Source organism: Brevibacillus sp. FSL K6-0770 (genome assembly GCF_038000275.1).
Lineage (GTDB): Bacteria > Bacillota > Bacilli > Brevibacillales > Brevibacillaceae > Brevibacillus > Brevibacillus parabrevis.
On record NZ_JBBOBQ010000001.1, the window covers coordinates 5,976,288 to 5,999,336 of the forward strand.

Sequence of the window (23,049 nt, forward strand, 5' to 3'; positions counted from 1 at the left end):
ACATCCAGACTTACACTTCTTGCATCGATGTTACATCTTTGAGTGCGAGTCTGCGAATCGTTGTCTTTTCAGCGTCATTTTGCTGCTTGTAAGTGGTGATGAAGCAAAGGTAACCGTTGTTGAAATGTGTCATGGTTCCTTTGATCACGACGCCGTTGATCATCTTCACCTGTACGTTTTTCCCAAGCAGCTTCTTGGCTTTTTGATCAAATCCCATCATCACGATCACCTCTCCATTTCTCCTTATGTCTAACCTTATGCCCAGAGGGTGTCGTTTCTTGTCTGTCCGTAAAAAAAGGAAAAGCTGCCGAATCATCGACAGCTTTTCTTATCGCCTCTCAGCACATGTACTGGCGAGGACGTATGCTATTGACGTGATGCTTATCCCCAAATGCCGCGTACAACAACGGTTTGCTCGCGATCTGGTCCTACGGAGAAGATCGACATTGGAATACCAGTCAATTGGGTGATGCGCTCAATGTAGTGACGAGCGTTTTCTGGCAGGTCGTTCAGGTTGCGAACACCTGTGATGTCTTCTGTCCAGCCTGGCAGTTCCTCGTAAACCGGCTCGCATTTTGCCAACAGGTTGAGGTTTGCAGGGAACGATTCGATGATTTCGCCGTTGTATTTGTACGCTGTGCAAATGCGCAGAGTCTCAATACCGGACAAAGTATCCAGCTTGGTGATCGCCAAGCCAGTAATACCGCTCACGCGACGAGCGTGGCGAACGACTACGCTGTCAAACCAGCCTACGCGGCGCGGACGACCAGTTGTGGTGCCGTATTCGAAGCCAACTTCGCGAATGTGATCGCCAGTAGCGTCAGTCAGCTCAGTCAGGAACGGACCGTCACCTACGCGCGTGGTGTATGCTTTTGCTACACCGATTACTTGGTTGATCTTGGTTGGTCCCACACCGGAACCGATTGTCACTCCACCTGCAATCGGATTGGAGGACGTTACGTACGGATACGTGCCTTGGTCGATATCGAGCAATACCCCTTGTGCGCCTTCAAAAAGAACGCGGTTGCCGTTATCGATAGAGTCGTTCAGTACAACAGAAGTATCAGCTACGTATGGACGAATGATTTCAGCCAGAGCGAGGTACTCATCCAGCACTTCTTGCAGTTCGAAACCAGTTGTATTGTACAGCTTTTCCAGCAGCATGTTTTTCTCTGCCAGGTTGCGCTCCAGTTTGCGAGCAAACTCTTCACGATCGAGCAAGTCAGCGATACGGATACCGATGCGAGCTGCCTTGTCCATGTATGCCGGGCCAATCCCTTTGCGGGTTGTACCGATTTTGTTAGCTCCGCGGCTATCTTCTTCCACGCCATCCAGCTTGATGTGGTATGGCATGATGACATGCGCACGATCACTGATTTTCAGGTTTTTCGTAGAGAATCCGAAGCTGTGAATGTACTCCAGTTCTTTTACCAATGCCTTCGGATCGATTACCATGCCGTTTCCGATTACGCAGGTCTTGTCAGTATAGAAAATTCCGGATGGAATCAGGTGCAGCTTATATTTGTTACCATCAAAAATAATGGTATGGCCTGCATTGTTACCACCTTGGTAACGAGCTACTACTTCTGCGCTTTCAGCCAAATAGTCTGTAATTTTACCTTTACCTTCATCGCCCCACTGGGTTCCGACGACAACGACTGTTGACATCGAAAAACACCTCCTGATATCATCATGTCCTTTTGGGCCTGAAACAATCTAAGTGTACTAAACCATTTCTTGCATGTCAACGGAAAATACGAACATTTAAATAGTGGAAAGATTATATGTTCGGCAATTCAATTTAGAAAACTTGGCCTTGTCAATCTTTTTGGCCAAGAAAAAAAGCCGGAATTTACTCCGGCTTCGGTTTTTCTCTTTCTTCTATTACCCTGCCTGGTTTCGGAAGCGCTGATCCAGGCTGACGAATTTGTTAAATTCTTTGAGGAACGCCAACTCAACTGTTCCGGTAGGGCCGTTACGCTGTTTGGCAATGATGACTTCAATCACGTTTTTGTTTTCTGATTCCTTGTCGTAGTAGTCATCACGGTACAGAAACGCTACGATGTCGGCGTCCTGCTCAATCGAACCGGACTCACGAATGTCAGACATCATCGGACGCTTGTCCTGCCGTTGCTCTACACCACGGCTGAGCTGAGACAGGGCGATCACGGGCACATTCAGCTCACGGGCAATCCCTTTGAGCGTACGGGAAATCTCCGATACTTCCTGCTGACGGTTGTCGCCTTTGCCTCGGCCATGAATCAGCTGCAAGTAGTCGATGAGAATCATGCCGAGGCCGCGCTCTGCTTGCAGACGGCGGCATTTTGCCCGGATGTCCTGAACGGTTACCCCTGGCGTATCGTCGATAAAAATCGGCGCTTTCGCCAGTGTCCCGATCGCCATCGTCAGCTTCTGCCAATCATCTTCCTCCAACGTCCCGGAACGCATGCGCGAAGCGTCCAGATTGCCCTCCGCACAGATCATACGCTGTACCAGCTGGGAAGCACCCATCTCCAGCGAGAAGATGGCGACTGTCTCTCCAGCTCGTGCAGCTACATTTTGTGCGACATTCAAGGCAAAAGCCGTTTTCCCTACAGAAGGACGCGCCGCCAAAATGATCAGGTCGCTGCGCTGAAATCCTGCGGTCATTTTATCCAAATCGGTGTATCCCGATGGAATACCCGTAATGTCTCCGCGGCGTTGACTCAAAAACTCGATCCGCTCATACGTTTCCAACAGGGCATCACGAATGGGTGTAAAACCGCCACTGTTGCGATTTTGCCCGATTTCCATGATGTACTTCTCGGCATCCGCGATGATCTCTGTTACATCGTCTTCGCGGGAGTAGCCGTCGTTGGCGATCTTGGTTGCCGTATGAATCAATCGTCTCAGCAAAGCTTTTTCTTCAACGATTTTGGCATAGTATTCGATATTCGCTGCTGTCGGAACGGAACTGGCGATTTCCGTCAAATACGTTACGCCGCCAACTTCGTCCAACAGCTTGTGGTCCTGCAAATCTGCGGTTACGGTAACCAGGTCGACTGGCTCGCCCTTCTCGTACAGGTCCACCATCGTTTGAAAAATACGCTGATGCGCTGTCTTATAAAAATCCTCCGGACGGAGAATCTCGATAGCCGTGATTAAAGCTTCCTTAGACAAGAACACGGCACCGAGTACCGATTGTTCCGCTTCCTTGTTTTGCGGCGGGACACGATCCAAAAACAGGTCGCTCACGTCACACCCTCCAAGTTTGCGTCATTATTCTTCCACCACGTGAACTTTGAGTGTCGCCGTTACTTCATTGTGCAGCTTCACTTTGATTTGGGTTACGCCAAGGGAACGGATCGCATCCATCTCCAGCTTGCGTTTGTCCAGCTTGATTTTGAACTGCTCTTCCAGCGCTTGTGCGACTTGCTTGCTGGAAATCGCTCCGAACAGTCGTCCACCCTCGCCAGCTTTTCCTGCTACTTTCACTGTCAGCTCGCCCAGCTTCACGCCAAGCTCTTGCGCTTCCAGCTTTTCCTGCTCCTTACGCTTCTCTTCGCTGCGCTTTTGAGCGTCCAATGTTTTCACGTTGCTATCTGTCGCTTCCTTTGCCAGTTTGCGCGGCAGCAGGAAGTTGCGTACGTAGCCTTCAGACAAATCTTTAATTTCGCCTTTTTTACCTTGGCCTTTTACATCTTGAAGAAAAATGACTCTCATCATCGTTTCCCCCTTTTCATATTGGCCTACACGACCGAATCAATCGCTTCTTTCAAACGTCGGGTCGCTTCCTTGACGGAAATGCCCTGGATTTGGGTGGCGGCCCCTGTCAGGTGTCCGCCCCCGCCAAGCAGCTCCATGATCGACTGTACATTGATGTCGCCCAAAGAACGACCGCTAATGACAATCGTATCATCGCCTCGCTCGGCAACGACAAAAGATGCCTGGATGCCAGAAAGTGTGAGCAGCTGTTCCGCTGCCTGTGCGACCTGGACTTGCGTATAGTTCTCGGCAGGATCACCCATGGCAATCGCCATGTTGTCTCTGTAGGTCTCTGTATTCATAATGATGCGAGCCCGTTTCACGTACTGGCTCAAATCTTCCTTCAGCAAACGTTGAACAGCAGCCGTATCGGCACCGTTCCGTCTCAGGAAAGACGCTGCTTCAAAAGTACGCGAACCCGTACGGAAGGCAAAGCTTTTCGTATCGACGACGATCCCTGCCAGCAGTGCCGTAGCGATCAGATTGTCAATATTCAAGCGCTCGCTCTGGTATTGCAAAAGCTCCGTAACCAACTCTGATGTCGAAGAAGCATACGGTTCAAGGTACAGAAGAACCGGCTCGATAAACTCTTCCGAACGTCGATGGTGGTCAATGACGACGATCCGGCTTGTCTCACCAAGCAGTTTCGGCTCAATGACCAAAGACGGACGATGCGTATCGACAACCACGAGCAGCGTTCTGCCCGTTACCAGTCTGATCGCCTGCTCCGGAGTGATGAATGTTTCTGCCAATTCTTCATTGGCGTAAATCTCCCGCATCAGTCGTTCTACAGAATTGTTGCCTTCATCCATGACGATATAAGCTGCCTTGTTGTGCAATTGCACAGCCTTCAGCACACCGAGAGAAGCACCGATGGAATCCATGTCCGGCTGCTTGTGGCCCATTACGATCACATGCTCAGCCTCGTGGATCAAATCACGCAACGCATGGGCAATCACCCGTGCGCGAACGCGCGTCCGTTTTTCCACGGCATTCGATTTTCCTCCGTAGAAGGTGAGCTTGTTGCCAATCTTGATCGCGCACTGGTCTCCTCCGCGGCCAAGGGCAATATCCAAGCTCGATTGGGCCATTTGCCCCAGCTCGATGTACGTAGTTGCAGCCGCTCCCACCCCGATACTGAGCGTAATCGGAATTTTGTTGTCGGCTGTCATTTCCCGCACCACATCGAGAATGTCAAAACGTGTTTCTTCTAATTTATCAAGTGCTTCCCGTTCCATCAGCGCCAAAAATTTGTCAGCCGTGATTCGGCGAAGGTATATGCCATGTTTGTTGGCCCACTCTGTAATCACGCCAGCCACACTCGTCGACAGAAGCGTGCGGCTCTGATCGTCCATGACTTGTCCAACCTCGTCCAGATTGTCGAGGTGAATAATCGCCAGAGCAGCCTTTTCTCGATGGTAACGCGTCGTTAATTCTTTAAAGTCCGTAATGTCCTTGAAATACAAAAGACGCTCATCGGACCGAACCATGACCTCGTATACCCGCTCATTATAAGTAAATTCCAGCCGTTTTTGTTCCGGCTTCCACACGAGTTGGGGAAATACCTCTTGAAGGCTTTTCCCGATCATCGACTCATCCCCGGACATATGTGTCATGAACGGGTTGACCCACTCGATTGCCTTTTCCTCGTTGTATAGGAGTATTCCGATCGGCAGCTCCTGAATAACGCCTTCTCCGGCCTTTTTCACCCGGTGTGTAACCGTCGCCAAATACAGGCGCAAGTCCCGCTGGAATCCTTTTTCCGCTTGAAGGGCGTATAGAATCAGGCCAATCAAGCAGATAATGCCGATCGCCCCGTACATCCAATGGTGCAGGGTCAAAATCCCCAACAACAGCAAGCTAAAGCTGAGTGCCAGGACCATATGCATCCCGTACCAACGCTTTAACAGGAATTTGGGCATTTCCTCAGCCCCTCTTCACTCTTGTTTCCAGTTTTTCACGCAAACGAAGCCCTAAGTCAAATATCCCTACCAGACTAAGTATAGTGCTTAAGAACGGAAAAATAAATAGACAGACAACAAGCACTGGAGTCAATCTCTTCCACCCGTACAAGTACGCGGCAAACAGGCAGAAGCTCAAGCCTTGAAGCGTAAAAATCGCATCCAGCATGACTTTTACGTTCATGATTGCTGTTTCCCAGAACGTTCCCTGCATACTGGCGCCGAAGACCAGAATACTGATCATCGCGATAAAATAGTAGTACATCAAAGATCTCGGGAAGCTCCACTCCCGGATCGGCTTGAGCAGCGGAATCGGCTTTTTGATCCGTCTTCCAATCAGGCCAGCCAGACCATGGGTAATGGCGCTGGAAATAAAGCTGAACATCACGATGCTCGTAGGCAACACCATCTTGACCAAAGCCAGCATCTGATCAAACTGTTCCTTGGTCACAAAGGAAGGGCGCATGCGGGCGGTTTCTTCCAGCATGTTCTGAAAGCTGAAGTTCATCCCGTACGCCATAAAAGCCAGTCCAAAAACGGTACTGAGGAAAACAACCGCCGCTCCGGCCACAATCGCAGGAAGCGCCTTTCCTCTTTTCGCATAAACAATCCCCATGGCAGAACCCCAGACCGCGCCCATCAATGCGATCGTGGCGGCAATCGGCCCTGCGAGAATCCACCCTAGGAAGGTGTATACGACTGAAATCCACACCATGTTGGACACGCTCCGGCTTACGGCCAGAAAAATAAAAGGCAGCGGCAAAAGGAAACTGACCAGTGATCCCAGCACGGTATATGTACTGAGGAACAACAGCACCAGTGCAATACCCAGCATCAGGGCATTTTCAGCCAATTGCTTTGTTTTGGAAGGCATGTCAGCACCTCGTTTGAGATTAGCAAAAAATATGGAAAAAAGAGGGCCACGCAATTGTGTCCCCCTTTTTATCACTTGTGTAAATTATTCAGCCGTGTAAGGCAGCAATGCTACTTGACGAGCGCGTTTGATCGCGATTGTCAGAGCACGTTGATACTTCGCAGAAGTACCAGTTACACGACGTGGCAAGATTTTGCCGCGTTCGCTGATGAATTTTTTGAGCAAGTCTACATCTTTATAATCGATGTGCTTGATTTTGTTCACTTTAAAGAAGCATACTTTACGACGCTTATTAGGACGTCCTTTGCGTGCCATGATAGTCCCTCCTTCTTAGGAATGTGACAGTTGTACGATTCTTAGAACGGCAAGTCATCATCAGAGATGTTGATCGGCTTGCCTGCACTCGCGAAGGGATCACCAAACGGATCAAAGTCATTGTTTCTCTGACCGGATGGCTTGTTACCGCCACCAAAGCCCGGTCCTGGATCGTATCCTGCGTTATCTCCGCCGCCTTCATTGCCTCGTCCGCCCAAAAATTGAACGTTTTCAGCAACGACTTCCGTTACGTATACGCGTTTTCCTTCTTTATTATCGTAGGAACGCGTCTGAAGGCGCCCTTCGATGGCAGCTTGTCTTCCTTTGCGCAAGTAGCTTGCACAAAGATCGGCAAGTTTTTGCCAAGCGACAATATTAATGAAATCGGCTTCTCTCTCACCCGCCTGGTTAGTGCGAGGACGATTGATAGCCACGGTAAAAGTAGCAACGGCAACGCCATTTGGCGTGTAGCGAAGTTCAGGATCTTTCGTCAGGTTGCCGATGAGAATAACTTTATTCATCTTGGTTCCCCCTCTGACCGCGACAATGATTACTTCTCATCACGAACAAACATGAAGCGGATTACGTCGTCGTTGATTTTCATCAAACGCTCTGCTTCCGCAACAGCATCGGAGTTCGCTTTGAAGTTCATCAGAACGTAGTAACCTTCACGGAACTTATTGATCTCGTACGCAAGACGACGTTTACCCATTTCTTGAAGCTTAGAGATTTCGCCACCGTAGTTAGTCACAACTTCGCTGTAACGAGCTACATTGGATTTTACTTTCTCTTCTTCAAGGTCTGGACGCAATACATACATAACTTCGTATTGACGCATACCTTTTCACCTCCTTATGGACTTTGCGGCCCTGTTCGGGCAAGGAGCGAGTGCTAAAACGAAACGCATAACATGCACTCCATAAATACTCGCATTATCGTATTATAGCAAAATGCCTATGGCGAATCAACTATTTCGTACTAAACATTAAAGCGGAAATGCATGACATCTCCATCGGCAACAACGTACTCTTTCCCTTCAAGACGGTACTTTCCGCGCTCTCTCGCTGCCGCAACCGAACCAGCATCTACCAGATCGTTGTAGGCAATCACTTCTGCGCGAATAAAGCCGCGCTCGAAATCGGTATGAATTACGCCAGCCGCTCCTGGAGCTTTTGTGCCCTGGCGAATGGTCCATGCGCGAACTTCCTGTACCCCTGCGGTAAAATAGGTAACCAAACCGAGCAGCTTGTAGGCAGCGCGAATCAAACGGTCCAGACCGGACTCAGCCAAACCAAGCTCCTCCAGGAACATTTCTTTGTCTTCGCCTTCCAGCTCGGCGATTTCCGCCTCGACTTTGGCACTGATGACAACTACTTCTGCCCCTTCATTTGCCGCATGCTCGCGAACCGCTTGCACATGCGGATTGGTGTCTGCGTCGTTGATGCCGTCTTCCGCTACGTTGCACACGTACAGCATCGGCTTGATTGTCAAAAGGTGCAGGTCGCGAATCCATTTGCGCTCTTCATCGTCAAGCTCTACGCTGCGTGCAGACTGACCTTCTTCGAAAGCAGCCTTCAGCTTTTCCAGCACGTCCAGTTCTTGCTTCGATTCTTTGTCACCGGATTTCACCTTGCGCGCGATGCGGTCGATCCGACGGTCAACGGAGTCCAGATCGGCAAAAATCAGTTCCAGATTGATCGTCTCGATATCGCTCAGGGGATCGACACGGCCTGCCACGTGCGTAATATTTTCATCCTCGAAGCAGCGAACCACGTGTGCGATCGCATCTACTTCACGGATGTGTCCGAGAAACTGGTTGCCGAGTCCTTCGCCTTTGCTCGCGCCTTTTACCAGACCGGCAATGTCCACGAACTCAAATGCAGTCGGAACGACTTTATTCGGAACCACGATCTCGGTCAGCTTGGTCAGACGCGGATCTGGAACTTCTACGATCCCCACGTTCGGGTCAATCGTACAGAACGGGTAGTTCGCCGACTCAGCGCCCGCTTGTGTAATGGCATTAAACAGTGTCGATTTCCCTACGTTGGGGAGACCAACAATCCCGCAAGATGCACCCATCTATATACACTCCCTTGTCATCATCCTAACATCCTTTTAAGTATATAGATTTGGTTTTAAGAATACAATTGTCTCCTTGTGGCAACTTTAGACCCTGTCTGGAAGCAGCTTGCGTGAAATCCTCCCTCCTTTCAAGCTCTACGATAGCTGAAGCTGGTGGGACAAAAAAAGACATGCTAGACTTTACAAAAAGCACTTGACCCGATCACACGTTAATGAGGTGGATACATAATGAAGCTTCTGCTTCTCGGCGCAACAGGACGCGTCGGCAGCCATGTTTTGCAGCATGCATTGAAAGACGGCCATGAAGTGACCGTTTTGGTTCGCTCTGTAGACAAACTCCCTCACGATTTGCCCCAAACTGTGCGCGTACTTGCCGGAAACGTTTGCAACGAAAACGATGTCAAGCAGGCCATGTCGGGAGCCAGTGCAGTCATTAGCGCTCTCGGTACGGACGGAACCACAACTCTCACCGACAGCATGCCTTTCATCCTGGATGCCATGAAGCAGGAAGGCGTCAGCCGGATTGTCACGGTAGGTACGGCAGGAATTTTGCAAAGCCGGGTCTCCCCTGAACTGCTGCGCTACCAATCGAGTGAATCCCGGCAAAAACTGACCCGCGCCGCCGAAGAACACCACAAGGCATACTTGCTGCTTGCGCAATCCGGGCTGGACTGGACGATTGTTTGCCCGACTTACTTGCCAGATGGCAGCTATACAGGCAACTATCGGGTGGAAGCGCACCACCTGCCTGTAGACGGCATGCAAATTTCCGTTCCCGATACAGCCGAGTTTGCGTACAAGCAGCTCGACAGTTTGGATTATTTGCGGATGCGGGTGGGGATTGCTTATTAGGTGTTGTTTTGGCTGGGAAGCTGCCATTTAGTGAACAAGGAGCATGTCTGATACTGCAATGACGCACCACATATTCATTGAAACCTTTTCCTTTTTTTCCCGTTATAACGATTAGCCTATTCCTCAGACTTACGGTCTGGCTTTATCTGGAGGGAGCATGATGAAAAAGCTTTTGATGTATTGTGCTAACGCTGTCATTGCTGTTTGGTTCGTTGTTCTCTGGCTGTATAAGATGATGCTTTCCAGTGATATTCCAATGTCCATTTCTTCCGCTGAAATGCAGAATATGATTCTGACATTACTCATTTCCACAATCACAGTCCTGCTCTATGTTAAACTTTCGTCCAGCACTGAATTGTTTTATTTTCTTGTTTTCCCCGCTTTCCTATGGGGCTTTTCTATGGGGCTTTTCTATGGGGCTTTTCTATGGTCCAGTCTTTCATGAACAGTTACCATGAATACAATACGCTTATGGCTGTTTCTGGATTTTTTTGCATGTCATTGATTTTTGCAAGTTCATCATTAAACGCTAAACGTCTGTCAAAGTTACCGTGATGTTGTCTTAACGCAGAACGTCTACTCTCTGGCGAAAACTCATCATCAACAAAAAGCTCCCTGCCATCAACCAGCAGGGAGCCTTTGCTTTGTTTTTACACGATTTTACTTCTCGTTCACCAATTTCTCCAGCTCTATCAATGTTTCTTCGAAAATTTCCATGGCTTGCTCGATCGGCTTGGATGTAGACATATCTACCCCTGCCGCTTTCAGCACTTCGATCGGAGGTGCCGAGTTGCCTGCTTCCAGGAAGTTTTTGCGGATGCGGTCAACGGCTGGCTGTCCTTCGTCGATGATTTGCTTCGCCAGCGCCTGGGATGCCGCAAAGCTCGTAGAGTATTGGTATACGTAATATTTATAGTTGTAGAAATGGGATACGCGCGCCCACTCCATGCCGATTTCCTCATCGGAAACCATGTCCTTGCCGTAGTATTTTTTGTTGATGTCGAGGTAGATTTTTTTGATCGCCTCGGCGTTGAGAGATTCTCCTGCCTGTTCCTTGTCGTGGATCGCTTTTTCAAACTCGGCGAACTGCGTTTGGCGGAACAAGGTCGAGCGGAAGTTCTCCAGATAGTGGTTCAGAAGATACATCTTCTCTTCTTTCGTCTTCGCCTGCGCGTACATGCTCTTGAACAGCAATGTCTCATTCATTGTCGAAGCCACTTCCGCCGTGAAGGTCGGATAGTTGGACGAAATGTACGACTGATTTTTGTTCGTGTAGTACGACTGCATCGCGTGACCCATTTCGTGAGCGATTGTGTATACGTCATCAAGCGTGCCCTGATGATTCAAAAGCACGTACGGATGCGTGTCATACGCTCCCCACTGGTAAGCGCCTGTGCGTTTGTCGTCCGTCGAATAAACGTCTACCCAGCCTCCGTTGAGTCCGTCAGACAGCACTTTCACGTACTCGTCGCCCATAGCCTTCAAACCGTCGGTGACAATTTTCTTCCCTTCCTCGAAGGAAATATATTTGTCGTCGGATGGCACGATCGGCACATAGATGTCGTACATGTGCAGCTCTTTCACTCCGAGCATTTTTTTCTTCAATGCAATGTAGCGATGCAACAGCGGCAAGTTGTCGTTAACGGTATCGATCAGCTCATCGTATACTTTGGTCGGAATGTTGTTCGGCGTCAGGCTTGCTTCCAGCGCAGAGTTGTACTTGCGTGCTTGCGCGTAGAAGTTGTCGCCTTTCACTTTTGCCGCCAATGTCTGTGCAAAAGAATCCTGGAAGTCAATCAGGGCACTGTAGTACGCCTTGAACGCATCTCTTCTCACGCGTTGGTCCTTGCTCTCCATATACGAGATAAAGTTGGCCCGCGTAAGCTGGACTTCTTTGCCTTTTTCATCCTTGATTTTCGGGAACTTCACGTCTTTGGACAACATGCTGTAAATGTTGGTCGGCGCATTGCCGAGCGGCGAAGACTTCGCCAGCAGCTCCTCCATCTCCTTGGACAACGAGTATGGCTTGGTGCGGAGCATGTCTTCAATGAACAGCTTGTACGGCGCAAGCGACTTGTCAGCGAGCAGGCTTTTGATTTTCTCATCCGGGATCGCAACGATTTCTGGCTGCACCCACGCGGTTTTTTCCGAGACAAGCGTGTACATTTTTTCAGCACGGTCTCCCAGCTTCTGCAAATCAGCATTTGCCGAGTTTACGTCGAGAGACATGTTGGCATACACATACGCCTTGTCATTGAGCCTCATCATCTCCACGTAATCATCAAAAGCCGCAAGCATGGCTGCCGAAGATGTTCCCAGCTTGCCTTGATGCTTGGTAAATGCATTCGCCAAAGCTTCCACCTTGGCTACGTCCTTTTCCCAATCCTGCACGGTTGGGTAAATATGATTCAATTTCCACTTGTACTCATCGGGAATGTCTGCGCGAGTCTGATAATTTGGTTTTTCAGCAGCAAAAGCGACTGCCGGTGTGCTGTACGGAATGAATGGTACCGACACAGTTGAAAGTGCAATGGCCAATGCAGTAACAGATGCAAATACTTGCTTTTTCAAATCCAAATCGCCCCTTTTCCTTCTCTATATAGCTTTTCCAATTTCTAGTTAGAGTAATTACGTTATTCCACCTTGAAACTCCTTCTTATTAATAAAAATATTTTAAATATTTATTAACAACAGTCAATTTATCCAGAGAAAATTCAGTTTTGTGGATAAGATTGTGGATAACTACCTATCCACAGCTACTCCGCTTTCAACTCGCCATTTTTTTCTACTTTTTTCGACAAAAAGTTGTCCACATTTTCTGTGGATACAGTGTGGATAACTTATTTTCGTCGGAACCAGGGCATTCGCCCATACCCATTTTCATGTTCCTACATAGCATGAGTATTGAAACTAGGGTAGGAGGTGTTAGCAAGTGGGTATCTTTAACGGCTTTGACGATTTCGCGCTGATCTTGGTTCTCTTCATTCTCCTCGTAATCGTAGGTTGTGACTGCAACTAAGCTTCCCGCTGCCATCCGGCCTATCTGAAGGTAAGCTTGCACAAGAGTGCATCTTACCTTCCCCATTCCACATAGATCATTAGCAGGCTATGCAGCCGATAAACAATGATCAGTCATAACCTTCGTACAATCACCGGGAGATACATCTGATCGTACAAAAGGAAAAAGGATGCGCCTCGTCATAAGGCTGCATCCTTTTTTTCTGCTTATCCACAGTCCGTTTTCACTACTTCGCGCCACTCGTGAAACTGGACGATTGTGAGTTATTCGCATTGCCCGCACGATCTTGCAGCAGCCCGCCAACGAGATGAACATGATAGCTCGTGTGCGGCTGCCATTTTCCTTTTGGCTTGACCGTCAGTGTCCGCTTGCTTTTGTTCCAGGTGACCGTATGCGGGACAGCCCTGCCTTGTTCATCTGTCACTCGCACCAATTTGCCCGCCGTTTTGCTGGATAGCGTCTCTCCGCTCACCAATGCCACCTCTTCGGCAAACTGAAGCGTCACCTTCTCACCGCTTTTCACCTGTTTGGCTCCATGTCCTGGCAAAATCACCGCCTGTGGCGCAATGTTATCCACGGGAGCCTTTGTCGCAAAAGCAACGGAAAGCTCAGGGTTCAGCTCTCCTCGCGCATCCTTCAGCCTCTTCGCCAAAAGGGTGACGCGATACGTCTTCCCCGCTTCCAGATTGCCCACAGGATCGATCACGAGGCTTTTCGCTGAATCGTTCCACTCGGCTGCGAAAGCCACCTTCTTTTTCTTCTCATCCACCAGTTGGACGAGCGACAACCACGACTTGTCAGTGATGTCCCGAGAATTTTTCAACTGGATCGCCCCGGAAAAAGTCATCGTGATCACATCATCCACAGCGACTCCGACCGCTTTGTCCTCGGGCAAGATGTTCACTTTCCAGCTGCTCGGCTCCTTCGCCGCAGCTGAATGTGAAAACACCAGCAAAATCCCCAGCATCACTACCCATTGCATCCAAAACCGTCTGACATCCATCGCAAAAATCCCTCCCGTTTGAACGGTGCAGCTGCTTTTGGCCGTCATCACCGTTTACGGGCATTGTAGAAAAAGACAGACAGGTCCTTCAAAAGTTTTTCGCTATCGCCAATGCTATTGCTCCTGCGCTTCTTCCTCTGCGCGAACCAATATTTTTTTCAGTTTGCGCTCGAACTCCAGCCGCCCAATCATTACGCTATGGTCGCATCCCGTGCATTTGATTCGTACGTCCATCCCCATGCGTATGACCTTCCACGCATTTGTGCCGCATGGATGCGGCTTTTTCATTTGTACAACGTCCCCCAGTCCAAATTGCTTCCTTTCCATCTCTCTTCTCCTCTCTGCTCTATGCTTGCCCCTGTGCCTTACCCGACATCGCAACGATTTTTGGATACGGAATCTGGATGCCGCGCTTGGTAAACTCGGTGCGGATCATGGCGCGCAGATTGCGGTTGACGCCGTGGTGGGTATTCGGCTTGCACTCGGCTGTCACGCGCATAACGACCTCAGACGGCCCCAATGCATGCACTCCGAGAATTTGCGGTTCTGCCACGATATCGTCCAGCTCGGTTTGCGCTTTTGCCAGCACTTCCTTCAAAACTTCTTCCACCTGACCCAGATTCTCCTCATACGCTACCGAAACATCCACGACAGCCAACGTATTTTGCAGCGAAAAGTTGGTTACTTGCGTGATCGTGCCGTTCGGAAAAATATGAACCTCTCCAGTCCAGCTGCGCACACGGGTAATTCGCAAGCCGATTTCCTGTACAGTACCTGTCATGTTATTGATCGTTACGACATCGCCAACCGCGAACTGGTCTTCAAAAATAATGAAGAACCCGGTGATGATATCACGGACAAGACTTTGTGCCCCGAAACCGACTGCCAGCCCCAACACCCCTGCGCTCACCAAAACAGGCTTCAAATCGATGCCGACCAGCTGCAAAATCATCAAAATCGCCAGGAAGTACAGCGTGTACTGGACGATGTTGTTGACGAGCACGCGCATCGTATCGACGCGGCGCTGATCCAGGTGTATCTTGGCTCCCTGACGATGCTGGAAAACGCGATTGACTGCTGTTTGCACCAGCGACACCACAATTCGCGATGCGATGATGATTCCAACGATTTTCAGCAGCGTCATCCCTATACCTACCCACATGTTTGCATCTGCTACGTAGTTGTAAATTTCACCGTATATTTTTTCAAAAAAGCTTTCTGTATTCATTCTGCCCTCTCCTTCTGGTTGCCGTTTTCGTCGACTTCCTGGTACTTGCCCAGGAACTGGCGAAAGTATCCCCGGATGACTACTTGCTGCTCTTCCATGACCGTTTTGGCACGAGAGTAATCAGGCAGAGGAAATTCAATGGAAAGGGCACAGCCGGCTGTTATCTCTTTTGGCGTCGGTCTTGTGTCAATATCAATATCTTCGTACTCCAGCAGCATCTCTGCACGTAAAGCTTGCTGCGTGGAATCAAACGCAATCAGTACAGTCTCTCCTTCCATCCATCTCCCTCCCGGATTTTTGCTTTCTTATTGGCAAAGCTTTTCCTTCGTGCACTTCTTATTTTACCTGTTCAAAATCCCGCTTGCCAGCTTCCCTGACTTTTCAAAACCTACACAACCTTCTCATTAGCAGGTATAAAAATGACGGATCGGTACTATACTGTGAATACTCTTCTATAACTTTTAAGCCAAGACCGCAAGAGTGGGGGTAGCCATGAGTACATTTGAAAATCTCAAAAACTGTTCTTTGCCACCTTTTAAAGTGGAATACCGCAGTGAAAACGCAGAGGATCATCTGGCTAGACACCTTGCGCAGCGCTTTCGCTTAAAACCGTATGAAGAAGACATTGTGATTGTATGTATTGGAACAGATCGGTCCACGGGTGACGCACTCGGTCCTCTTGTCGGAACCAAACTGCAAGCGGCCGCACCAAGCCATTTGCAAATTTACGGCACGCTGGACGATCCGGTGCATGCGATGAATCTCAAAGAAAAGCTCGATTCCATCCAAGAAACTCACCCCAGATCTACCCTGATTGCCGTCGATGCCTGTCTCGGCCAATTCAGCCACGTAGGCAACATCAACGTCATCAGCGGGCCTCTAAAGCCTGGCGCTGGGGTTAAAAAGGAGCTGCCGCCTGTCGGTACGTTCCATATCACGGGAATCGTCAATGTCGGCGGCTTCATGGAGTATTTCGTTCTCCAAAACACCCGTCTTGCCGTCGTCATGAACATGGCAGAGATTATTGCTTCTGGTTTGGCCAAAGCCACTTCAATGGCTGCTTCGCCGAACCGTTTGGATAGTGTTTTGCACGACTGACCATCTTCCCTCGACCTTTTCAACATCTATACGTATTGCTTTGGCCTGTCTTACTCCCATGTGGATGACAGGTCCCTTTTTTATACAAAAATCGCTTGCTGATCCGGCAGCATTTTCATCTCGATCGGCGTTTCACCAACCAACTCTCCATCTGCATGAACCAAATACGGTCTAACGGTCTCAATCGTGATCTGGCGCCCTCGATAAAATGAAACTTTCGGATGATGAATATGAGAGCCAAAATAAATTTTCGCAAAGGCGCGCAACAGTTCCCCACAGCTCGCATTGCTGACGACGCAAATATCGGCCCAACCATCGTTTGCTACAGCCATGGGACAAATTTTCATTCCCCCGCCGTAATTCGGAATATTGGCAGCTGTTACGAGCCATGCTGCCTCCATCTTGATGACTTGTCCATCCACTTGCATGACGAGATTGCTGCGCTGGAATTTGCGCAGTTCACGCAACACGGAAATCACATACGCCAAACCGCCCAATCGCCACCGATTCAACCATGCCTTGTATTTTGCCTGATCAGTCGCTCTTGCTACCTGCGCATCAAATCCGGCACCAATCGAATTTGCCGCAACACGCCCGTTCATCCACATCAAATCAATTCGTTTTTCCGCTGTCTCTGACAAAACCCGCTCTACTGCCACGACAGGATTTGTGGCAATCCCGTGCGCTCTGGCAAAATCATTTCCTGACCCCGCCGGCACCAAGCCAAACTTGCATGACTGGCCCGATTGATAGATTCCGTTCAATACACCGTGAACGGTTCCATCTCCCCCTACGGCAATGATTTTATTTACTCCCTCTTTTTCAATCATCTCTTTTGCCAGTTTTTCAGCTGACCCGTCACCAGATGTCTCCCTGACGACAAAAACAGCTCCCAGACCACTTACAGCAGGCTCTATCCTCTCCCAGATTCTCTTCCCTTTGCCATTACCCGCCACAGGATTGACGATAAAACCTACCATTGACTTTCTCTCCCCATAACGCACTTTCTGTTCTACTCGTCATTATCGCACGACATTTTCTTTTGATGATAGCGGTTTTTTATGTCATGCCGGCCCTTGCAAGCTTCTTAGCATTTTTGGCAGTGCGCTTGCCAGTATTTCATCGACTCTTTTATTATCGGCATTTGTTCCTTTGCTTTTTGTTGCCCGTACCAGCAGGTCCGCGCCCACCCCACTGTTTGACTGCCTCAGTCCCATATGCAAAGCTGATTTTGCCTACAAAAAAAAGATTCTCCCGTTCAGGAAGAATCTTTTTCCACTCTCTTATAAAAACTTGGACAACCATTCGCTAAAAGGAACCCCGAGAGCCGCAATCAACAACGCTGGCAGCATATTCGCCACATTGATCTTTTTAATCTCCAAAATGTTAATCCCGATAGCGATAATCATCAAGCCGCCTACTGCCGTTACTTCTGCCAACATCGCATCGAGCATCGTCTGGCTCACAAAGTTGTAGATTTGCGTTGAGAGCAAGGTAAGCAAACCTTGGTACACAAATACAGGCACAGCCGAAAACATGACGCCAATTCCTAGTGTCGAAGTGAAAATGATGGCGGAAAAACCGTCCAAAAGTGCTTTGGTGAACAAAATATCATGGTTGTTCCGCAATCCGCTGTCCATGGCTCCGAGCACAGCCATCGCACCGATGCAATAGACCAAAGTCGCTGTTACAAAGCCTGTGGCAATACTTCCCTGACCTCCGCCAACCTTTCGTTCCAGCCAATGCCCCAGATGATTCAAGCCTTTTTCAATCCCAATCAATTCTCCTACGATTGCCCCCAACACAATACTGACGATCACCAACAAAAAATTCCCTGATCCAAGACTCATCTTGACTCCCAAAATCATGACAGCAAGACCGATGCCCTGCATGACGGTATGTCGTATCGAATCAGGAATTTTCGTCAGAAGCCTGCCCAACAAGGCTCCTACGATGATCGCGCCAGCGTTTACCAGGGTGCCTAACAAGATCACGATTGTGTCCCCCTATAGCTGCATTACGAAAACGCGGATGCTATCTCTCTCACGGCGTTCATAAGCGCTTCTACGTCTTTCTCTGTGTTGAAAATCCCAAAACTGGCACGCACAGCTCCACGCTGCTCGGTCCCTACTGTTTGATGCCCAAGCGGTGTGCAATGATACCCTGATCTCGTAGCGATTCCATACTGCTGATCGAGAATAAACGAGACTTCAGAAGCATCCACTTCCCCGATATTGAAGGCGATGACGGAAACCCGTTCTGTCTCAATCCCTGGACCATACACCTGAACGCCGGGAATTTGCTGTAAACCAATGATCGTTTGCTTCGCCAGCTCCCACTCGTGCTCGCGGATGCGATCGACACCTCGTTCGAGAATGAAATCGACGCCAGCCTGCAAACCGGCCAAACCAGCCGTATTTAACGTACCGCTCTCATATCGGTCAGGGCGTGTAGTCGGTTGATCAATCGCTTCCGATTGGCTTCCTGTTCCCCCATGAATCAAAGGCTCCAAATCGATGTCGCCATGCACGTATAAACCGCCCGTGCCTTGTGGCCCATACAGCCCTTTATGCCCAGGAAACGCCAGCATATCGATCTTCATTTCCTCTACGTGAATCGGCAGTACCCCGGCTGTTTGAGAAGCGTCTACCAAAAAGGCGATACCTCTTTCTTTTGCCAGTTGCCCCAATTCAGCGATCGGCAAAATCACACCTGTGAGATTGGAAGCGTGGCTGACTACCAGCAAGCGCGTATTCGGTTGAATCGCCTTGACAAAGTCCTCTACATGAAAAAGGAAATCCGCTCTCGGCTCGACAAAAGTCGCTTCTACTTGATGCTCACGGCGCATATATTCAATCGGACGTCTGACAGAGTTATGCTCCACGGAAGAAGCAATCACATGATCGCCAGCTTTCAGGTAGCCTTTGATCGCCTGATTGAGTGCTTGTGTCGCATTTAGATAAAAAAAGAGGTTATTCGGGTTTTGAATCCCAAACAACCGCGATAACTGCACGCGTGTCCGAAACACGGTCTTGCTCGCTTTCATCGCCAAGGTATGTCCACCTCGACCAGGGTTAGCGGCAAAATCTTCGATGGCCTCAGCCATTCGCTCCTTCACGCCTGGTGGCTTTGGCCAAGTTGACGCTGCGTTATCCAAATAGATGATCGCCATGACTACCTCCCGGACTTACTTCTCATCATTCAGTATCTCAATGATTCGCTGCAAATCTTCCTGCGAATAAAAGTCAATTTCGATCTTGCCGCGTTTTGCGCCCTTTTTAATTTTGACGGCGGTTCCAAAGCGACTGCGCAACCGTTCTTCCATCTCTATCAAAATCGGCTCATTTTTTGCCGGCTTTTTTTTCTTTGTTTCACGTGAAACATTCAACTGCTTGACCAGTTCTTCCAATTGGCGGACGTTCAGACCTTTTTCCACGACATCCTTCGCCAACTGCATTTGCATGTTTTCATCCGATACACTCAACAGTGCACGGGCGTGCCCCATCGTCAGCTCTGTAGCTGCGACCAGCTTGCGAATGCTTTCGGGAAGCTGCAACAATCTCAGCATATTCGCTACGTGCGGTCTGCTTTTTCCGATCCGTTGTGCAAGCTGCTCCTGCGTGTACTCATGGTGTGCGATCAGCTTTTCGTACGCTTCGGCTTCTTCCAAAGGGTTCAGGTTTTCCCTTTGCAGGTTTTCAATCAGGGCGATTTCCATCAACTGCTGATCCGTATAAGCTTTGACCACTACAGGGACTTGTTTCAATCCCGCCAGCTTTGCGGCGCGCAAACGTCTTTCTCCCGCTACCAGCTCAAATCCCTTGATGCTCTTCCGAACAATCAATGGTTGGATAATGCCATGCTCCCGAATGGAGTGTGCCAATTCATCAATAGCCGATTGTTCAAATTCTTTACGGGGCTGATACGGGTTGGGACGAATCTCACTGACGGAGACTTCTTTCACTTGCTCCCCTTCTTCAATGAGATTGGAGGTAATAAGCGCATTCAGCCCTTTTCCCAAACCTCTACTCATACCCCAACCACTTCCTTCGCCAAGTCAGAATAAACTTCTGCACCACGCGAACGTGGATCGTACGTGATAATGGCTTGTCCATGTGATGGCGCTTCGCTCAAGCGAACATTGCGTGGAATAATCGTTTTGTATACTTTTTCCTGGAAATACTTTTTCACTTCTTCAATGACTTGCAGCCCCAAGTTGGTGCGTGCATCCAGCATCGTCAGCACGACCCCTTCGATCGACAACTGCGAATTGAGATGTTTTTGGACCAGTCGGATCGTATTCAACAACTGACTCAAACCTTCCAATGCATAGTATTCGCATTGAATCGGAATCAAAACGGAATCAGCAGCAGTCAACGAATTGACTGTCAAAATCCCCAAAGAAGGCGGGCAATCGATAATGACGAAATCGTATTTGTCCTTCACTACTTCCAGCGCTTTTTTCAAACGCACTTCTCTGGAAATGGTCGGAACCAATTCGATTTCCGCTCCCGCCAATTGAATCGTAGCCGGAATGATCATCAATCCTTCGATCTCGGTAGGCAAAGTCGCATCTACGGGGCTGATGTCATTAATGAGAACATCATAAATACAATAGCGCACATCGGCTTTGTTTACCCCGATACCACTGGTTGCGTTCCCTTGTGGATCAATATCCACCAGCAGCACCTTTTTCCCCAATGCGGCCAGACAAGCACTTAGATTGACGGACGTAGTCGTTTTTCCGACGCCGCCTTTCTGGTTCGCAACCGCAATGATTTTACCCAACTTCTCCACCTCATTCTCTTCGTGTAGGAATGCCGCTGATTATGCCATAAAACAATCGACAGCCTTCCGGAACGCCCATATCAATATCTATTTACGCTCATTGACTCATAAATGGATCATTTTCATTGCCTGGCCAGCTGCTTGTACAGTCTGAACGTTCAGTTCAGTGCGGTGCTTGCCATTTGTGCAACAATCCCGCCGTCTGACACATAACGTACTCTGCAAACATCAGCCTGCTCCACCATGAAAAGTGATCCTCGTTACCTATAATTACGCACTCTTTCTGCCATCCGCTACATGGTGCCCAAAAACTCGTTCATCCTCTGGGCTATGGATACGAACAAACCGCAAGACGCCCTTCCATTTTACAGAAGTGAACAGCCATTAATCGCATGATCTGGCTCGGTAATACCCATGTTACCAGATTTAATGCTTGCCCGTACGCTGTTTTTTTGATATTGAGACAATTTGTCTTTAATTTTGCCCGAACAGTTCCAATTGACCCCTTTTTGCTGGAAAAGATGCGCCTGATTCTGACAAACGTTTACAGACAAATCGATTTTGAACAGAAAAAACTCCCTGCCCGCCTATCTGCTTTTCCCCGTTTATCCTACCATCATGTTTTGCTACTTTCGACATTTGCCCAAAAAGAAAGGCGACCTTGTCGCCATCCCCTTGCTGCTTTTGCTATCTATGTTCTATAAAGACAGCGAAGAACTCCTCGCTGTCATCTGCTCCGACCTAAGCGGCATTCCTACTTGTTGTTTTTCGGAATCCGAATCGTAAATTGATAAAATTCATCATGGTCTTCTTCATTTGTCTCTACGGGCAGACCCGTCTGCATGACCATATCAATCGATTGCCGCACCGTATTGATGGCGATACGAGCGTCTCGGGAAAATGCCTTCCAACGCGGCTTCGACTCTTTTTCCGCTTTTGGATTTTCTGCTGCTTCCAGAAGCTGTTTGACTCGCACTTCTGTTTGCTTGACATTCCACTCTCGCTCGACGATCTCGGCCAGCACTTTATTTTGCAACTCCGCATCCTTCAACGGGATCAAGGCTCTCGCGTGTCTCTCGGTTACTTGTCGCATCAACAGCGCATCTTGAATCTCTTGCGGCAAATGCAGCAATCTCAGCTTGTTGGCAATGGTGGATTGTCCTTTTCCCAAGCGTTGAGCCAGGCTTTCCTGTGTCAGGTCGTGCAAATCAATCAGCTTTTGGTAGGCAACCGCCTCTTCAATTGCTGTTAATCCCTCTCGCTGCAGATTTTCAATCAAAGCAATGGAAGCTGTTTGCGCATCATTGAAATCTTTGATAATCGCAGGGATTCTTTCCATGCCCAGCTTTTTTGTTGCCCGTAAACGTCGTTCTCCGGCAATCAACTCATACTGACCATCTCTCAACCGTACAACAATCGGTTGAATAAGCCCGTGAGTGCGTATCGTTTGACACAGCTCATCGATTTTCTCGTCATCAAATACTGTTCGAGGCTGGTATGGATTCGGTACAATCTCCTCGACTGGTAATTGCCTGATCTCTTCATTCTCTGTCTTGTCCGTTAATCCAAAAATCCGAGAAAATGAATCCCTTACTGCCATAGAAAAATCCCCCACTTCTACCCGTTCCATCCGTACTATTGGTAATCCTTACGCTGCTGCTTGTGATTGCTTCTGGAAAAATCAACATCGCCAAGCTGTTCACAAAAAATCTTGCTGCTACAATGGCACGGGCTTCTTCATCAGTCATTCCAACCTCATTACCACGCATACTCGACCAGATGAGTCTTTTGAAACAATCGCCAGCAAAAAGCAAGCTCCTGGCAGCGTTTGCTGACAACACCCCAATCGTTTCGCGACATCATCTTTTCCATTCCCTTTTGCTTGGCGAAGGCGCAGACAATCCTCCACGTGAAAAAAAGGCCCTGTCTATGCATGCTGCATACGACAGAATCTTTTCATGAAGCTATTTGTCTGTCTCTCTTATACATCGGCTGGAAGGGACTATTCACCGTATACCCAATTTCCTTGTGCCTACAGTTTGTCATCCCCGCTTCCATGACAAAATCCATCGGCGTGTGCGCTTA

At 48.9% G+C, this 23,049-nt stretch carries 27 protein-coding genes; 5 read left to right on the forward strand and 22 right to left on the reverse strand.

Annotated features, from left to right (window positions below; all coding sequences use genetic code 11):
* Window positions 1–10 precede the first annotated feature (10 nt).
* The 10 genes from NST23_RS28205 to ychF all read right to left on the reverse strand — a co-directional run bounded on the left by NST23_RS28205 (window position 11) and on the right by ychF (window position 8,973).
* A complete protein-coding gene (locus NST23_RS28205; RefSeq protein ID WP_007780462.1) occupies window positions 11–220 on the reverse strand; it encodes a hypothetical protein in 210 nt (69 codons plus the stop codon).
* 161 nt (window positions 221–381) lie between these two features.
* Window positions 382–1,668 (reverse strand): adenylosuccinate synthase, encoded by a 1,287-nt coding sequence (locus NST23_RS28210; protein ID WP_122962250.1) that lies wholly within the window; start codon window positions 1,666–1,668, stop codon window positions 382–384.
* A gap of 216 nt (window positions 1,669–1,884) precedes the next feature.
* Window positions 1,885–3,234, reverse strand: coding sequence for a replicative DNA helicase (gene dnaB, locus NST23_RS28215; RefSeq protein WP_122962249.1), 1,350 nt, complete (start codon window positions 3,232–3,234; stop codon window positions 1,885–1,887).
* 24 nt (window positions 3,235–3,258) lie between these two features.
* Complete coding sequence (gene rplI / locus NST23_RS28220) at window positions 3,259–3,702, reverse strand: 50S ribosomal protein L9 (RefSeq protein WP_122962248.1); 444 nt, start codon at window positions 3,700–3,702, stop codon at window positions 3,259–3,261.
* A gap of 26 nt (window positions 3,703–3,728) precedes the next feature.
* Window positions 3,729–5,666 carry a DHH family phosphoesterase gene (locus tag NST23_RS28225; protein ID WP_063231664.1) on the reverse strand — a complete coding sequence of 646 codons (1,938 nt, stop codon included), beginning with the start codon at window positions 5,664–5,666 and terminating at the stop codon, window positions 3,729–3,731.
* Window positions 5,667–5,670: 4 nt separating this feature from the next.
* Window positions 5,671–6,579: a DUF2232 domain-containing protein gene (locus NST23_RS28230; RefSeq protein WP_122962246.1), complete on the reverse strand. Its 909-nt coding sequence runs from the start codon at window positions 6,577–6,579 to the stop codon at window positions 5,671–5,673.
* An 84-nt stretch (window positions 6,580–6,663) separates the two neighbouring features.
* Window positions 6,664–6,894, reverse strand: coding sequence for a 30S ribosomal protein S18 (rpsR, locus tag NST23_RS28235; RefSeq protein WP_005831740.1), 231 nt, complete (start codon window positions 6,892–6,894; stop codon window positions 6,664–6,666).
* Window positions 6,895–6,935: 41 nt separating this feature from the next.
* Window positions 6,936–7,415, reverse strand: coding sequence for a single-stranded DNA-binding protein (locus tag NST23_RS28240; protein WP_063231668.1), 480 nt, complete (start codon window positions 7,413–7,415; stop codon window positions 6,936–6,938).
* Between the two features lie 29 nt (window positions 7,416–7,444).
* A complete protein-coding gene (gene rpsF, locus NST23_RS28245) occupies window positions 7,445–7,732 on the reverse strand; it encodes a 30S ribosomal protein S6 (RefSeq protein WP_047070274.1) in 288 nt (95 codons plus the stop codon).
* 140 nt (window positions 7,733–7,872) lie between these two features.
* Window positions 7,873–8,973 carry a redox-regulated ATPase YchF gene (ychF, locus tag NST23_RS28250; RefSeq protein ID WP_122962245.1) on the reverse strand — a complete coding sequence of 367 codons (1,101 nt, stop codon included), beginning with the start codon at window positions 8,971–8,973 and terminating at the stop codon, window positions 7,873–7,875.
* Window positions 8,974–9,204: 231 nt separating this feature from the next.
* On the opposite strand from ychF, the gene NST23_RS28255 reads away from it, so the two are divergent.
* Window positions 9,205–9,828, forward strand: a complete 624-nt coding sequence (locus NST23_RS28255) for an NAD(P)-dependent oxidoreductase (protein WP_340965145.1) — start codon at window positions 9,205–9,207, stop codon at window positions 9,826–9,828.
* 160 nt (window positions 9,829–9,988) lie between these two features.
* A complete protein-coding gene (locus NST23_RS28260; protein ID WP_340965148.1) occupies window positions 9,989–10,273 on the forward strand; it encodes a hypothetical protein in 285 nt (94 codons plus the stop codon).
* Window positions 10,274–10,488: 215 nt separating this feature from the next.
* Here the strand turns inward: NST23_RS28260 and pepF are convergent, their stop codons facing one another.
* Entirely contained in the window at window positions 10,489–12,399 is a 1,911-nt protein-coding gene (gene pepF / locus NST23_RS28265) for an oligoendopeptidase F (protein WP_122962397.1), read from the reverse strand.
* A 361-nt stretch (window positions 12,400–12,760) separates the two neighbouring features.
* Between pepF and NST23_RS28270 the strand changes: the two genes are divergently transcribed.
* Window positions 12,761–12,847, forward strand: coding sequence for a YjcZ family sporulation protein (locus tag NST23_RS28270; RefSeq protein ID WP_016739383.1), 87 nt, complete (start codon window positions 12,761–12,763; stop codon window positions 12,845–12,847).
* Window positions 12,848–13,073: 226 nt separating this feature from the next.
* On the opposite strand, the gene NST23_RS28275 is transcribed toward NST23_RS28270, so the two are convergent.
* The 4 genes from NST23_RS28275 to NST23_RS28290 all read right to left on the reverse strand — a co-directional run bounded on the left by NST23_RS28275 (window position 13,074) and on the right by NST23_RS28290 (window position 15,356).
* Window positions 13,074–13,850: an Ig-like domain-containing protein gene (locus tag NST23_RS28275; protein ID WP_280648778.1), complete on the reverse strand. Its 777-nt coding sequence runs from the start codon at window positions 13,848–13,850 to the stop codon at window positions 13,074–13,076.
* A gap of 114 nt (window positions 13,851–13,964) precedes the next feature.
* Complete coding sequence (locus NST23_RS28280) at window positions 13,965–14,177, reverse strand: DUF951 domain-containing protein (RefSeq protein ID WP_063231675.1); 213 nt, start codon at window positions 14,175–14,177, stop codon at window positions 13,965–13,967.
* Between the two features lie 19 nt (window positions 14,178–14,196).
* Window positions 14,197–15,078: a mechanosensitive ion channel family protein gene (locus NST23_RS28285; protein WP_173597198.1), complete on the reverse strand. Its 882-nt coding sequence runs from the start codon at window positions 15,076–15,078 to the stop codon at window positions 14,197–14,199.
* Entirely contained in the window at window positions 15,075–15,356 is a 282-nt protein-coding gene (locus NST23_RS28290; RefSeq protein WP_122962241.1) for a DUF3343 domain-containing protein, read from the reverse strand. Before NST23_RS28290 ends, NST23_RS28285 begins: the two co-directional genes overlap by 4 nt.
* Window positions 15,357–15,570: 214 nt before the next feature.
* Between NST23_RS28290 and yyaC the strand changes: the two genes are divergently transcribed.
* Window positions 15,571–16,176: a spore protease YyaC gene (gene yyaC / locus NST23_RS28295; protein ID WP_122962240.1), complete on the forward strand. Its 606-nt coding sequence runs from the start codon at window positions 15,571–15,573 to the stop codon at window positions 16,174–16,176.
* Between the two features lie 80 nt (window positions 16,177–16,256).
* Here yyaC and NST23_RS28300 read toward each other — a convergent pair whose 3' ends face one another.
* The 7 genes from NST23_RS28300 to NST23_RS28330 all read right to left on the reverse strand — a co-directional run bounded on the left by NST23_RS28300 (window position 16,257) and on the right by NST23_RS28330 (window position 22,712).
* The gene (locus tag NST23_RS28300) at window positions 16,257–17,156 is read right to left on the reverse strand and encodes a diacylglycerol/lipid kinase family protein (RefSeq protein ID WP_122962239.1); all 900 of its coding nucleotides are present in this window, start codon (window positions 17,154–17,156) and stop codon (window positions 16,257–16,259) included.
* A gap of 303 nt (window positions 17,157–17,459) precedes the next feature.
* Window positions 17,460–18,170, reverse strand: a complete 711-nt coding sequence (locus NST23_RS28305; RefSeq protein ID WP_122962238.1) for a DUF554 domain-containing protein — start codon at window positions 18,168–18,170, stop codon at window positions 17,460–17,462.
* Window positions 18,171–18,193: 23 nt separating this feature from the next.
* Window positions 18,194–19,348, reverse strand: a complete 1,155-nt coding sequence (locus NST23_RS28310) for an aminotransferase class V-fold PLP-dependent enzyme (RefSeq protein ID WP_280648776.1) — start codon at window positions 19,346–19,348, stop codon at window positions 18,194–18,196.
* A 15-nt stretch (window positions 19,349–19,363) separates the two neighbouring features.
* Window positions 19,364–20,209, reverse strand: a complete 846-nt coding sequence (locus NST23_RS28315) for a ParB/RepB/Spo0J family partition protein (RefSeq protein WP_122962236.1) — start codon at window positions 20,207–20,209, stop codon at window positions 19,364–19,366.
* Window positions 20,206–20,964 carry a ParA family protein gene (locus tag NST23_RS28320; protein ID WP_063231686.1) on the reverse strand — a complete coding sequence of 253 codons (759 nt, stop codon included), beginning with the start codon at window positions 20,962–20,964 and terminating at the stop codon, window positions 20,206–20,208. Before NST23_RS28320 ends, NST23_RS28315 begins: the two co-directional genes overlap by 4 nt.
* 754 nt (window positions 20,965–21,718) lie before the next feature.
* The gene (noc, locus tag NST23_RS28325; RefSeq protein ID WP_122962235.1) at window positions 21,719–22,564 is read right to left on the reverse strand and encodes a nucleoid occlusion protein; all 846 of its coding nucleotides are present in this window, start codon (window positions 22,562–22,564) and stop codon (window positions 21,719–21,721) included.
* Window positions 22,506–22,712 carry a hypothetical protein gene (locus NST23_RS28330; RefSeq protein WP_242775353.1) on the reverse strand — a complete coding sequence of 69 codons (207 nt, stop codon included), beginning with the start codon at window positions 22,710–22,712 and terminating at the stop codon, window positions 22,506–22,508. The genes noc and NST23_RS28330 overlap by 59 nt, the downstream gene beginning before the upstream one ends.
* Between NST23_RS28330 and NST23_RS28335 the strand changes: the two genes are divergently transcribed.
* On the forward strand, window positions 22,627–22,926 hold the full coding sequence (locus NST23_RS28335; protein ID WP_340965151.1) for a hypothetical protein: 300 nt from the start codon (window positions 22,627–22,629) through the stop codon (window positions 22,924–22,926). The two genes, NST23_RS28330 and NST23_RS28335, sit on opposite strands and share 86 nt — an antisense overlap.
* Window positions 22,927–23,049 lie beyond the last annotated feature (123 nt).